At 62.7% G+C, this 13,232-nt stretch carries 13 protein-coding genes; 7 read left to right on the top strand and 6 right to left on the bottom strand.

From position 1 onward, the window contains the following. Positions 1–56: 56 nt before the first annotated feature. Positions 57–2,627 (bottom strand): PAS domain-containing sensor histidine kinase, encoded by a 2,571-nt coding sequence (locus EOC94_RS15520; RefSeq protein ID WP_095485324.1) that lies wholly within the window; start codon positions 2,625–2,627, stop codon positions 57–59. 306 nt (positions 2,628–2,933) lie between these two features. Here EOC94_RS15520 and EOC94_RS15515 point away from each other — a divergent pair, with 306 nt between their 5' ends. Beyond that, positions 2,934–3,674, top strand: a complete 741-nt coding sequence (locus EOC94_RS15515; RefSeq protein ID WP_164759055.1) for a flagellar biosynthetic protein FliO — start codon at positions 2,934–2,936, stop codon at positions 3,672–3,674. Positions 3,675–3,775: 101 nt separating this feature from the next. Here EOC94_RS15515 and dksA read toward each other — a convergent pair whose 3' ends face one another. Continuing rightward, positions 3,776–4,192, bottom strand: a complete 417-nt coding sequence (gene dksA / locus EOC94_RS15510) for an RNA polymerase-binding protein DksA (protein ID WP_006202025.1) — start codon at positions 4,190–4,192, stop codon at positions 3,776–3,778. Between the two features lie 264 nt (positions 4,193–4,456). Here dksA and EOC94_RS15505 point away from each other — a divergent pair, with 264 nt between their 5' ends. From EOC94_RS15505 to EOC94_RS15490, 4 genes are all read left to right on the top strand, one after another. Continuing rightward, positions 4,457–4,960: a histidine phosphatase family protein gene (locus EOC94_RS15505; RefSeq protein ID WP_127204131.1), complete on the top strand. Its 504-nt coding sequence runs from the start codon at positions 4,457–4,459 to the stop codon at positions 4,958–4,960. A gap of 64 nt (positions 4,961–5,024) precedes the next feature. After that, positions 5,025–6,503 (top strand): YcjX family protein, encoded by a 1,479-nt coding sequence (locus EOC94_RS15500; RefSeq protein WP_127291600.1) that lies wholly within the window; start codon positions 5,025–5,027, stop codon positions 6,501–6,503. Then, positions 6,500–7,591, top strand: a complete 1,092-nt coding sequence (locus EOC94_RS15495; protein WP_127291597.1) for a YcjF family protein — start codon at positions 6,500–6,502, stop codon at positions 7,589–7,591. The genes EOC94_RS15500 and EOC94_RS15495 overlap by 4 nt, the downstream gene beginning before the upstream one ends. A gap of 190 nt (positions 7,592–7,781) precedes the next feature. Further along, positions 7,782–8,336 (top strand): hypothetical protein, encoded by a 555-nt coding sequence (locus tag EOC94_RS15490; protein WP_095485328.1) that lies wholly within the window; start codon positions 7,782–7,784, stop codon positions 8,334–8,336. Between the two features lie 88 nt (positions 8,337–8,424). Here EOC94_RS15490 and EOC94_RS15485 read toward each other — a convergent pair whose 3' ends face one another. Further along, positions 8,425–8,691: a hypothetical protein gene (locus EOC94_RS15485; RefSeq protein WP_127291595.1), complete on the bottom strand. Its 267-nt coding sequence runs from the start codon at positions 8,689–8,691 to the stop codon at positions 8,425–8,427. A gap of 247 nt (positions 8,692–8,938) precedes the next feature. Between EOC94_RS15485 and EOC94_RS15480 the strand changes: the two genes are divergently transcribed. Both EOC94_RS15480 and EOC94_RS15475 read left to right on the top strand, forming a co-directional pair. After that, entirely contained in the window at positions 8,939–10,774 is a 1,836-nt protein-coding gene (locus tag EOC94_RS15480; RefSeq protein ID WP_127291592.1) for a monovalent cation:proton antiporter-2 (CPA2) family protein, read from the top strand. 17 nt (positions 10,775–10,791) lie between these two features. Beyond that, positions 10,792–11,340: a DUF924 family protein gene (locus EOC94_RS15475; protein WP_127204135.1), complete on the top strand. Its 549-nt coding sequence runs from the start codon at positions 10,792–10,794 to the stop codon at positions 11,338–11,340. Between the two features lie 48 nt (positions 11,341–11,388). On the opposite strand, the gene folK is transcribed toward EOC94_RS15475, so the two are convergent. The 3 genes from folK to folP all read right to left on the bottom strand — a co-directional run bounded on the left by folK (position 11,389) and on the right by folP (position 13,199). After that, the gene (folK, locus tag EOC94_RS15470; protein WP_127204136.1) at positions 11,389–11,901 is read right to left on the bottom strand and encodes a 2-amino-4-hydroxy-6-hydroxymethyldihydropteridine diphosphokinase; all 513 of its coding nucleotides are present in this window, start codon (positions 11,899–11,901) and stop codon (positions 11,389–11,391) included. Next, positions 11,885–12,244, bottom strand: a complete 360-nt coding sequence (gene folB / locus EOC94_RS15465; RefSeq protein ID WP_095485333.1) for a dihydroneopterin aldolase — start codon at positions 12,242–12,244, stop codon at positions 11,885–11,887. The genes folK and folB overlap by 17 nt, the downstream gene beginning before the upstream one ends. 112 nt (positions 12,245–12,356) lie before the next feature. Next, positions 12,357–13,199 carry a dihydropteroate synthase gene (gene folP, locus EOC94_RS15460; protein WP_127291589.1) on the bottom strand — a complete coding sequence of 281 codons (843 nt, stop codon included), beginning with the start codon at positions 13,197–13,199 and terminating at the stop codon, positions 12,357–12,359. Positions 13,200–13,232 lie beyond the last annotated feature (33 nt).

Here is a 13,232-nt window from a genome sequence, read left to right as displayed (position 1 = left end):
TTCGCCCGCAATCATGGCAGCCTCGCGTCATTACGCAAGTGCGAGATTAGCAAATCCTAAGATTCAAGCACATCCTTCACGATTGTGGCCAGTTGCTTGAGCGAAAACGGCTTCGGCAGGAAACCGAAATGCGCGTCTGCCGGCAGGTTTTTGGCGAACGCATCCTCGGCGTAGCCAGAAACGAAGACGAATTTGATGTCCGGTTGCCGCTTGCGCAATTCGCCAAGCAGCGTCGGCCCGTCCATTTCAGGCATCACCACGTCGGACACGACGATGTCGACCTTGCCGCCAAGCGCCTCGAAGACTTCCAGCGCCTCGACGCCCGAGGACGCTTCGTGGACAGTGTAGCCGCGCGACGTCAACGCTCGCATGCCGCCCATGCGCACGGCATCCTCGTCCTCGACGAGCAGCACCGTGGCCGAGCCCGACAAGTCCTTGGCTGCGTCGGCGATCTTTGCCGGCGCAGCCGGCGCCTCGCCGGGTTCGCCTGCTTTTCTCGCCTCTGCAATGTAGCGCGGCAAGAAGATGCGGAACACGGATCCCTTGCCGACTTCGGAATCGCAGAAGATGAAGCCGCCCGTCTGCTTGATGATGCCATAGACCATGGACAGGCCGAGGCCGGTGCCCTTGCCGACCTCCTTGGTGGTGAAGAAAGGTTCGAAAATCTTCTTGAGCACTTCGGGGGCGATGCCGCTGCCGGTGTCTTCGACTTCGACCACGACATAGTCGGCCGGCGCAAGCTCTCGGTAGGAAAGGCTCTTGCTCTCCTCGGTGGTCACGTTCCGGGTGCGCACGGTGAGGTCGCCGCCGGCCGGCATCGCATCGCGCGCATTGACCGCCAGATTGACCACCACCTGCTCGAACTGCCCGATATCGACCTTCACCGGCCACAGGTCGCGGCCATGATCGACCTTCAGCTTGATGTCGTTGCCGACCAGGCGGGCCAGCAGCATCCGGAGATCGGCAAGCACATCGGTCAGGTTGAGCACCTCCGGCCGCAGCGTCTGCTTGCGTGAGAAGGCCAGAAGCTGCCGCACCAGCGAGGCCGCCCGGTTGGCATTCTGCTTGATGTTCATGATGTCCGGGAAGGACGGGTCCGACGGGCGGTGGTTGGTCAACAAAAGGTCCGACGCCATGATGATGGCGGTCAGCACATTGTTGAAGTCGTGGGCAATGCCGCCGGCAAGCTGGCCGACCGCCTGCATCTTCTGGCTTTGCGCCATCTGGCCTTCGAGCGCCTTCTGCTCGGTGGTTTCGACGGCGTAGACGATGGCCGATTCTTCGGCGCCCTCGCTGGTGCCGTCGGCAACCGCGTTGACGTAGAAGCGCATGTGCCGCTCCTCATTACCGGGCAGCAGCGTATCGATCGGTTCGATGTCGGCCTGCCGTTGTCGCGCCTTTTCAAACGCCACGGCAAAGGCGGGCCGGTCGCGCTCATGGATCACCGTGTCCAGCCGCACGCGCCGATCGACCGCGTCCCCATCGACGACGGAGGAAAACAGCGACAGGAAAGGCGCGTTGGTGCGCAAGATGCGTCCGCCGTTGTCGACAGCCGCTATTGCCATCGGCGTCGAATTGAAGAAGCGGGTGAAGCGTATCTCCGAGGCGCGAAGATCGGCGGAAGCGTCCTCGCCTTGCGTCCGGTTGAGCACGATGGTGCGCGTCGGACCGTTGACGCCCTCGCGGCTGGCCGACACCCGATGCATGAAACGCACGGGCAGCGCCTCGCCCTTCACTGTCGTCAGATCGAGATCGATGACCGCGTTGCGCGTGGTGCCGGGATCGGCCTTGACCGAGCGGACCAGCGCCATGCCGTCGCCGGCGACGATCTCCGGAAGCGTGACGGCACCGGGCGTGAAGCTCGTCAGGTCGATGCCCAGCCACTCCGCAAGCGTGGCATTGATGTAAGTGACGCGCCCTTCCTGGTCGGCCGAAAAGAAGCCGGCCGGCGCGTGGTCGAGATGGTCGATAGCCTTTTGCAGGTCGAGGAAGAACCGCTCCTGCTCGGCCCGTTCTTCCGAGATGTCGGCGAGTTGCCAGGCGAGCAAAGGCAGCCGCTGGCCCGGGACGCTGAAGGCGCGGGCGCGGGCGCGATACCAGCGCGCGCCCGGCTCGGCGCCGGGTCGAATGGATTGAGCAAGCCGAAACTCCCCGTCGCCGGGCTGGCCGTCGCGCAGGCCGGAGGCGAGCCGGTATATGGTCACCGAGGCCTCGGGAACATCGGACAGCAACCCTTCGACCGTCTTGAGATCCGCCGCCGACGCCGCGCCCGTCATGTCGGCATAGGCCCGATTGGCGTAAACGACACGCCCTTTGGTGTCGGTGACGAGAAGACCTTGCGACATTGAATCGACGAAGGCTTTCGACAGCTCGTCGCTCGTCGAGCGCGGTGTGATCTGCACGAAGCCGATGGCGGTGGCGAACAGGAAGCCGACGCCGATCATCGCCAGCACACCAAGCATTCCAAGCAGGAATGGATCGCCAAGACGCTCGCGGAAAAGGCCGAAGACGATCGCGGCGCCCGTCAAGACAACGATGAAGATGATGAGCCGGGTTACCGCACCCGGTCGCGTGTTCTGGTCGACGATCGGTACCGGATAGAAATCGCCGCGCGCTTCCTTGGCCATGTGCCCCCTGCTCGTGAATTCCGGTACTTGCCCCTGCCCGGTTGAATCACATTCTCAAGGTCCGGAAAAGGCCTTGGCGGCAAATGTCCGCTAAAAATGAGGCCGTTCGGCGCCCGGTGTGGTGAATTCGAAATTCGCGTCACCTTGCTGCAGCGCCAGGCGAATTTTCGGATTCGTCACACCAGCAACTTGCTGAAAATCCAGTGTGGTGTTTCAAGCTGTTCACGAAGCATGAAAGGCAACTTGCAGTGGCCTGCCGCAACAGTTTAGTGTCGCGTCTTCTTCGAAAGACGATTGGGGGCACCAATGCTGCAGTGGCTGGATAGCGTGGCGGGTCCTGGTTATGCCGCGGCGATCCTGTGGACGCTTGTCGCGCTTGTCCTTTTGGTCATCATTCTCCTTATCATCAAGCTGATCCGCAATCTGACCTTCGGAACATTCGTCGCCGGCGGCAGGAACCGCAAGACACGATTGGCCGTCATGGACGCCACCGCTGTCGACAGTCACCGCCGGTTGGTGCTGGTGCGCCGCGACGATATCGAGCACCTGCTGCTGATCGGAGGTCCGACCGACGTCGTCGTCGAACGCGACATCAGGCTGTCGGCGCTGCGCCGTCCTGCACTGACCGGAGATGGCGGCGGCCATCAGCTGGCACCGCGGCCGCCCGCCCCTCAACCCGCTCCTGCGCCAGTGAGGCAAGCACCGCCTCCGCAGCCGGTAAGCGCGGCCCCAACGCCTGTCCGGCCCTATCAGACGGCGCAGGCGCCGAAGCCAGCAGCGCAAAACCATCAGTCGGCGACGATCACGCCGCTGCCCGCCTATGGATCGGCGAACGCCAATGCCGTTCGACACGCGCCATCGCCGGCAAGACAGGATTCCCCGGCAAGGCAGGATTCTATCGACGATACGTTGATGAGGGAACTCGAGGTCTCGCTTGACGAACCACAGCCCGCCAAGCCGGAGAGTAAGCCGGCGGCAAAGGTGCCGCCGTCTCTCGATGACGAGATGACGAAGCTTCTCGGCGAGCTCTCCAGCCAGAAACGGTAACCGGCCAGGAACCGGCCCAGCGAATAGCCAACAAAAATGGCCGGAGACCGGCCATGACAAAGTTCGCTATTTGACCGCTTTTTAGACGCCTCGCCTGTGCTTCAGTCGTCGCGGTAGACCTTCTCGCGGCGCTCGTGGCGCTCCTGCGCCTCGATCGACAAGGTCGCGATCGGACGCGCATCGAGCCGCTTCAGCGCGATGGGCTCGCCGGTTTCCTCACAATAGCCGTAAGTGCCTTCATCAATGCGCTGGAGCGCGGAATCGATCTTTGAAATGAGTTTTCGCTGGCGATCGCGAGCGCGAAGTTCGATGGCGCGGTCGGTTTCCGAAGAGGCGCGATCGGCGAGATCGGGGTGGTTGGCGTTTTCCTGCTGCAGGATTTCGAGGGTTTCGCGCGCTTCGCGCAATATGTCATTCTTCCAGGTGACGAGCTTCAGGCGAAAGTAGGATTTCTGCCGCTCGTTCATGAACGGCTCGTCTTCGGAGGGTACGTAATCGGCGGTAACGATGTCGTTCATTCGACTCACCCAAACTGCCCCAATTTTGGCGCCTATATATTCGCGGAGCGAATGCTGCACAAGCGTAATCGACGACAGTTTCACGCAATTGTTAATGTCGGGCAAAACGGCACTGGCCGCATCATTCGCATGAAGGGCGCGGCCGAATTCGTTTATGATTCGTTGGGTTTGAAGGGTATCAGCCATTGTGCAAGAGGGCTTTCTCATGGCTAATCCTGCAGCGCCTTTTGACGAGTTTCGGTGTTAGGCACAAGCGAGGGGCCGGTGAGCAAGCTTTATCTGTTGAGGCATGCGAAGGCTGGATGGGCCCTGCCGGGCATGCGCGATTTCGATCGTCCGCTCGACGCATCCGGCCTCGCCGACGCCGAAACGATGGGTGCGGTCATGCGGGCCCGCAACTACATTCCGGACCTCACGCTTTGCTCCAAAGCAAAGCGAGCGCTGCAAACGCTGGAAGGCCTTGCCGGTCACACCGATACCGGCCGGGTCCTGTTCCTGGACGCGCTCTACAGCGAGGATGCCGCCTTCTATCTCAACATCATCCGCGGCAATGGCGGGCCAGACTCGCTGCTCGTCATCGGCCACAACCCGATGACGGAAGATCTCACTATCGCGCTTTCGGGCGACGGCGAAGAGGCTGCGAAGGGAATGCTAGACCACGGCTTCCCGACCGCCGGCATTGCGGTCGTCCGTTTTCCAGGCAGTCTTGCCGACGCCGCGCAAGGCACCGGCTATCTCGAAGCCTTCTTGACGCCGGTTGATCTCTGACGCCGTTTCAAATCCAGGTGGCAGCGTCTATATCGGAGCGTACCGAAGCCCCGAGAGAACCGATTTGGCATCATCGCTGACCACTTTCACCGACGAGGCGAAGATTGCCCTGGATACGCTGTCGGGGCGCGCTACAGGGCTTTTTTCGCCGTCGCTGCGCCTCGGCGTTACCGGCCTTTCTCGCGCCGGCAAGACGGTGTTCATCTCGGCGTTTGTCCACAATTTGCTCCATGGCGGGCGCTTGCCGCTATTCGCCGCGCAGAAATCGGGACGCATCGCCCGTGCCTTCCTCGAAGAGCAACCGGATGATGCGGTACCGCGATTCCAGTACGAGGATCATATCGCGGCCCTCGTCAACGACCGCCTCTGGCCGGATTCGACACGTGCCATTTCCGAACTGAGGCTCACCATCGAATATGAATCGGCCTCCGGCTGGAGCCGCATGTTTTCATCAGGCAGAGTGTCGGTCGATATCGTCGACTATCCCGGAGAATGGCTGCTCGACCTGCCGCTGCTCGGCAAATCCTACGGCGATTTCTCACGCGAAGCCTTCGAGATGGCCGTGCTGCCGGTGCGCGTCGACCTTTCGCAGGAATGGCGCGCGCTCTCCGCCGCAGTCGACCCGAAGGCGGACGCCGACGAAATGACGGCGCGCCGCCTCACCGAGAGCTTCGCCGCCTATCTCAAGGCATGCAAGCTCGACGAGCGGGCGCTTTCGACCTTGCCACCCGGCCGTTTCCTGATGCCCGGCGATCTTGAGGGCTCACCGGCGCTGACCTTCGCGCCCTTGCCGGACCTGAGCGAGCGGCGAGCGCGTTCGGGGTCGCTGCAGGCGATGATGGAGCGCCGCTACGAGGCCTACAAGACGCATGTCGTAAAGCCGTTCTTTCGGGAGCACATCACGCGCCTTGACCGCCAGATCGTGCTGATCGACGCCCTGCAGGCCTTGAACGCAGGCCCCGGCGCGATGGCCGATCTCGAACGCGCGGTGACCGAAATCCTCGCCTGTTTCCGCCCCGGCCGCGGCAATTTCCTGACAGACTTTTTTTCAAGGCGCATCGACCGCATATTGGTGGCGGCGACGAAGGCGGACCATCTGCATCACGAAAGCCACGACCGGCTGCAGGCGATCGTGCGGCGGCTTGCCGACCGTGCCGTGGCGCGGGCAAATTTCACCGGCGCCGATGTCGACGTGGTCGCCCTGGCGGCCGTGCGCGCGACCCGGGAGGGCACGGTCAAGCAAGGCCGTGAAACACTGCCGGTCATCATCGGCATACCGTTGAAGGGTGAAAGGATCAACGGCGAAGCATTTGATGGAAAGACCGAAACAGCCATATTTCCCGGCGACTTACCGGAAAAAATTGATGCAGTGTTCGATGTCTCTGGACTAGGCCATCGGCAGGGCAACGACGACCCGGCGATCCGCTTTGTGCGCTTTCGCCCGCCAAAGCTCGAACGCACCGCTGAAGGCGTCACGCTGTCGCTGCCGCATATCAGGCTCGACCGCGCCCTGCAGTTCTTGATCGGAGATCATCTGGCATGACCGCGCCCCGCAAGCCGGCGGCATTTCGCATCGAGCCGGAAGCCGCGCCGAGGAAGGAACAGGCATCCTTGCGCCAGCCCGACGCCCCGTCAGCGCGAAAGCCACGCGCGGTGAAGACGGATGGCGCGGTCGTCGTGCCGGCCGAGATCGACGTCTTCGACGAGCCCGACATCGTCGTCGCCGAACCGCCGCCAGCGATCGCGACGCGGAAGCGTTCGTTGTTCGGCAGCCTGTTCTTCGGCGCATTGGGCGTTCTGGTTTCGCTGGCTGTCGGACTTTGGACCGACCAGCTGATTCGCGATCTGTTCGCGCGCGCCGAATGGCTGGGCTGGCTGGCCGCCGGGATGGCCGTGATCGCGGTGCCGGCGCTTCTGGTCATCCTTGTCCGCGAATTCCTGGCGATCGCCCGCCTCGCCGAGGTTGAAAAACTTCAGAAGCGGGCACTCGATGCCATCGCCCGCGACGACCCGAAAGCCGCTCGTGCAGTGGTCGACGAACTCTCGGCCTTTGTCGCGGCCAAGCCCGAAACCGCGGCCGGCAGACGCGCGCTGGCTGAGCTGCGCGACGAGGTCATCGACGGTGGCAATCTGGTGCGCCTGGCCGAGACCGAGATCCTCGGCCCCCTCGATGCGCGCGCCAAGGTTATGATCCTCGAAGCGGCAAAGCGTGTGTCGCTGGTGACGGCGGTCAGCCCTCGCGCCCTGGTCGACGTCGCCTATGTCGTGTTCGAAGCCGGCCGGCTGATTCGCCGCCTGTCGGAACTTTATGGCGGCCGGCCGGGCACGCTGGGGTTCTTCCGGCTGGCGCGCAGCGTTCTCGCCCATCTGGCGGTGACCGGCTCGATCGCCGTCGGCGACAGTTTCGTGCAGCAGATCGTCGGCCATGGCCTCGCTGCCCGGCTCTCGGCAAAACTTGGCGAAGGCGTCGTCAACGGCATGATGACCGCACGCATCGGCATCGCGGCGATGGAAACCGCGAGGCCCCTGCCCTTCAGCGCCACGAGACGGCCCGGCATGGGTGATTTCCTGTCCGCTCTGACATCGTTTGCGACAAAGAAAGAAAGGGAAACGGTGGCCTCCGGCAAGTGAAGAACCACCTACAGCGCCGCGTCCTTTTGGACGCGCAAAGGACGCTGTAGCGCTTTGATTTTGCGCATGATCCTCAACCCAAATCGATTCCGATTTTTAGGGCCATGCGCTAGCGGTGACGAAGCATTAACCAATCTTGTTCATGGTCGGACGGGTTCCAAACCAGTCTCTTTGTTGCCGGGTGTCGTCGATGAAAAGCGTGATCTTGTCCAACGTCCTGCCCCTGGCAGTCGTGGTTTCAACTACTGCCGGCCTGGTCGAAAAGACCTTTGCAGCAGAACCGGACAAGCAGTTCTTTCAATCGGTGGAAGGCAAATGGGTCGGCCCGGGAGAAATCGTCGCCGGCAAGTACAAGGGAACGAAATTCACCTGCAGTTTCACCGGCTCGACACCTGACGGCAAGATCGGCATGTCGCTCGACGGCGGTTGCCGGGTCGGCATGTTCACCCAGCAGATGTCGGCGACGATCCAGCGCAAGGGCCGCGAAGGCTACAAGGGCAGCTTCATGGGCGGCGCCGCCGGTTCCGGCCTCGACATCGTCGGCGGCAACGTGGTCAACGCCAACAAGGTCGTCTTCACCATCAACCGCAACCAGTTGCGCGGCGTCATGCAAGCTCTTGTTCCCAACGACAACTCGATGACGGTGACGATTGCGGTGCGCGTCGACCAGCAATTGGTGCCGGTCATCGGCATGAAGCTGAAGCGCGTCGATACGCTCGAAGTCGGCTCCATCGCGCCGAACTGATTGCGCCGGCAGGCCGTGCGATGCCCTACTCTGGTTGCAAAAAAGCGGCAGCCACGGCCACCGCTTTTTGCAAAACTCAAATCGATGCTCAGCTCTTGATGGCGGTGGTCAGCTCATCGTAGGCCTTGCAGGCCTCGTCGGCCGTCGTAGTGCCTTGAAACTTGGTCGTGATCGCCTGGACCTTGGCGGTGAGATCGGCTGCCTTGGCCGGATCCTTGGTAATTGCCTCCTGAAGGGCAGCAGTCATGTCCTGAGCCTTCTTGGTCAGCATTTCGGTCGTGCATTCGGGTGCCTTCGAACAGGCCGAGCCGGCAAGTGCCGCCATGCCGACGGCAACAAGCAAAAACGTCTTCATGTCAGTCTCCCTCAAAAAGGGCCGCGACTTGATCGTCGCTCGCCCTCCACTGGCCGAAGCCGGGCGTCCTTAGCGCCCGATTGCCGAAACAAGCAACGCGGCCGGCGCATAAACTTGTGGAGCGCGCCTGCAACACTGCCGCACCGGTTTCCGGATTCGGACTGTTCGATTTCCGCCGAAGCCCCTATCTTGGCCGCTCGATGCCGCAGCGCGTGCAGCGGTCCTTAAAAAGAACGGAACGGCAGGCATGGCGGCAGAAGCAGCGGGCAGCGATCTGATCCACGTGGTGGCGCTGCTCGCCGCAGGTGTTGTCGCCGTGCCGATCTTCAAGCGCATGGGGCTTGGTTCCATCCTTGGCTATCTGGCGGCCGGCGTGGTCATCGGCCCGTTCGGCATCGGCATCTTTTCCGAATCGGAAGCCATTCTTCACGTCGCCGAGCTCGGCGTCGTCATGTTCCTGTTCATCATCGGGCTGGAGATGCAGCCGTCGCGGCTGTGGGGCCTGCGCCGGGAGATATTTGGTCTCGGCGCGCTGCAGGTCGGCGTCTGCGCGCTGTTGCTGACCGGCGTCGGACTGGCGGGAGGTTTTCCGATCGCGCAATCCTTCGTCGCCGGCGCCGGCTTCGTGCTGACCTCGACGGCGATCGTCATGCAGCTCTTGGAAGAACGTGGTGAGATCGCCGTGCCCAAAGGCCAGCGCATCGTCTCTATCCTGCTACTCGAGGACCTGGCGATCGTGCCGCTGCTGGCCCTGATCGCCTTCCTGGCACCGGGCGGCGCCGATATGAGCTTGACCCAGCGGCTGACGGAGGTGGGCATCGGCCTTGCCGCCATCCTCGGGCTGGTGCTGGCCGGGCGTTTCCTCCTCAATCCGTTCTTCCGCATCCTGGCGGATGCCCGCGCCCGCGAGGTGATGACCGCAGCCGCCCTTCTGGTCGTTCTGGGGTCGGCGCTTGCCATGCAGCTCAGCGGCCTGTCGATGGCGATGGGCGCTTTCCTGGCCGGCGTGCTTTTGTCGGAATCCACCTTCCGCCATCAGCTGGAGGCCGACATCGAACCGTTCCGCGGCGTGCTGCTCGGGCTGTTCTTCCTTGCGGTCGGCATGTCGCTCAACCTGCAGGTGGTCGTCGAGAACTGGCGGCTCGTCGCCGTCTACGTCGTCGCCTACATGGTGATAAAGGCGATAGGCATCTATCTCGTCGCCCGCATCCTCAAGGCTGGTCACCGGGAAGCGATCGAGCGTGCCGTCTTCATGGCGCAAGGCGGCGAATTCGCCTTCGTTCTCTATTCCGCCGCCGCGACCGTCGGCATCATCGACAGTCAGGCTAACGCGACCCTGACGGCGATCGTCATCATCTCCATGGTGCTGACACCGCTGGCCACCCTGGCGTTGCGGTACTTGACGCCGCACGACGAGCAGTCGCTCGAAGGCGTCGACATCGCCGATGGCCTTACCGGCAGCGTGCTGATCATCGGCTTCGGCCGCTTCGGCCAGATCGCCAGCCAGCCGCTGCTGTTGCGCGGGATCGACGTGTCGATCATCGACAATGAGGTCGAAATGATCCAGGCGGCGGCCGATTTCGGTTTCAAGGTCTATTATGGCGACGGCACGCGGCTCGACATTCTGCGTGCCGCAGGCGCCGGCCGCGCGCGCGCCGTGTTGATCTGCGTCGACAAGCCCGATGTCGCCGTCCGCATCGCAGAGCTCATCAAGGCGGAGTTTCCCCTGCTGACCGTGCTCGCACGCGCCTTCGACCGCGGAACCGCACTGCAGTTGATTCGTGCCGGCGTCGATTTCCAAATTCGCGAAACCTTCGAATCAGCGCTTGTCTTCGGCGGCTCTACACTGGAGGCGCTGGGCGTCGACCCGGCGGAAGTCGCCGTGGTGATCGAGGATGTCCGCCACCGCGACGCCGCCCGTTTCGAGTTGCAGCTTGCCGAAGGCGTTCGCGCCGGAGCGCGCTTCCTCAAGGGCAATATCGGCACGCCCATTCCGACCCCGCTCAGCCAGCCGCGCCGCACCGGTCAGGCGCTTAATGAAGAGACCGCCGACGTTCTGCATAAATCCGAGCCTGCGGACTAAACACGTGGAGCAAATAGATGACCGAACTGGACGAGCGCGCGCTTTCCGTCACCAAATTCTGGCGTGACGCCGGGAAGGATGCATGGTTCGAGAAGCATGACGCCTTCGACGCAGAGTTCCGCAACCGGTTTCTCGATCTGCATTACGCTGCCGCACGGCGTGAATGTGACGACTGGTCGGAGCATGCCGAAGGCTCACTGGCGCTGATGATCCTGCTCGACCAATTCCCGCGAAACTGCTTTCGTGGCACCGGCCATATGTATGCCACCGACCCGCTGGCAAGGCATTTCGCCGAAAAGGCGATCGCCGCCGGCCAGGATCTGGCGCTCGACGAAGACCTGCGCGCCTTCCTCTATTTGCCGTATGAGCATTCGGAGCATCTCGCCGACCAGCTCAAATCGATGGACCTCTTTACCGCCAAAGCCCAATCCAACCTGAAATATGCGGTCGAGCACCTGGAGATCATTCAGCGCTTCGGCCGCTTTCCGCATCGAAACAGGATGCTTGGCCGCGAGACGACGCCGGAAGAACAGGTCTTCCTCGACGGGGGCGGATTTTCCGGCTGAGCTCAGTGCGTCGGACCCAAAAGTGGCTACCGGTCTTGCGTCCGATGCTTAGGCCCGCCACCAATCCCGACCAGACGGCAATTGCTCGATGCCGGCGCTGTCGAGAGCGGCAAGCCGCTCCTGTACGCTTCTGCCGCCGACGGTGAGGCCAGGCGCGATCTCGGCCAGCGGTGCCAGAACGAAGGCGCGCTCCAGCATGCGCGGATGCGGCACTTCCAGCCCGGTTTCGTGGATGATCCGATCGCCGAACACCAGAATGTCGATGTCGATCAGGCGTGGACCCCAGCGCTCCTCGCGCACCCGCTTCAGTCTGCGCTCGACGTCGAGGCAGAGATCGAGCAATGCATGTGGTGCGAGAGCAGTCGAAATTTCGGCAGCCACATTGAGAAAATCCGGCTGGTCGAGCTTGCCCCAAGGTGGCGTGCGGTAAAGCGAGGAGACGACGACGACGCGCGTGTTCTCGTCGGCGTCCAGCATGCGCAGCGCCGCGCCCATCGACCTTGCCGGGTCGCCGAGATTGCCGCCAAGGCTAAGGTAAACCGTGTTATTCGGGCCAGACAACGGTCACCTCGACATGATCGAGCACGCCGGGCACCGGCGCGTTCGGCTTGCGCACAGTGATCTCGGCCTTTTTGATCTGGGGAAACCGGGCCGTCAGCGCCCGGGCCACCTCCAACGCCAGCGCTTCTATCAGAAAACGCCTCTCCCCGGTTATGATCCTTTCGATCACCCCGAAGGCGATACCATAGTGGACGGTATCCTCGATGGAATCATCGACCAGCGCGCGGCCGGGTTCGACGGTGAGCGCAGCGTCGACATAGAAGCGCTGGCCGAGTGTCTCCTCCTCATCCAGCACGCCGTGCCGGGCGAAGAAGGCGCAGTTCTTCATGCGGATGACATACATCGCTCAGCGTCCCGCTCGATTAGAGCGAGGCGCGTCCACTTGGATGCACAAAACGACGCTCTAACGCTTTAAATCTACGCATAGGCTCGAAAATCGATTCCGATTTTCGAGCCTATGCGGTGGTTTCACGCGCCAGCATAGCATCCGCAAGCGCCAGCGCATCCACATTGATTGCGACATCGTGGACGCGAAAAAGCTGCGCGCCCTTGAGTCTCAGGATGACGCTCGTCGCCGCTGTTCCGGCACCCCTGGCCGAGGCGTCGCGGCCGGTGACAGCGCCGACGAAGCGCTTTCGCGATGTGCCCGCCATCAGCGGAAAGCCCAAGGCATCGAGTTCGGAAAACCGTGCCATCAGGTCGAGATTTTCCTCCGCTGTTTCCTTGGCGAAGCCAAATCCCGGATCGAGCACGATTTGGTCGTCGGCAACGCCGCTTCGCCGGGCGATTTCCAACGATTTCCTGAGGAAGAAAAGCTGATCCTCGATCACGTCGGGCAGTTTTTGCCGGTCACGCCCGGTGTGCATGATGATAAGCCCGGCGCCGGTCTCTGCCGCGATGCGCGCGATGCCGGGCTCGCGCTGCAGGCCCCAGACATCGTTGACGATATGCGCGCCGGCGGCGACGGCAAGCCGGGCGGTGTCCGCGCGATAGGTGTCGACCGAAATCAGCGTCTCGCCAAGCCTGGCCAGCGCCTCGATGACGGGCAGCACGCGGGCCTGCTCTTCTTCGATGGTTACCGCAGATGCGCCGGGGCGTGTCGATTCCCCGCCGACGTCAATGACGGAGGCCCCCTCCTCCACCATCCGGCGCGCCTGGGCCATCGCCTGTTCGGGCGCAACGAACAGCCCGCCGTCGGAAAAACTGTCCGGCGTGACATTGAGGATACCGACGACCACGGCCTTGCTGCCAAGGTCGAGATGGCGCCCATGCGCCAGCTGCCATCGCCCTGTCGTCATTGTCCATCAACCATGTATGATCCGCCAAAGATC

Origin of the sequence: Mesorhizobium sp. M6A.T.Ce.TU.016.01.1.1, from assembly GCF_003997065.1 — a bacterium.
GTDB classification, from domain to species: domain Bacteria; phylum Pseudomonadota; class Alphaproteobacteria; order Rhizobiales; family Rhizobiaceae; genus Mesorhizobium; species Mesorhizobium mediterraneum.
This window is presented reverse-complemented; position numbering and strand designations above follow the sequence as displayed.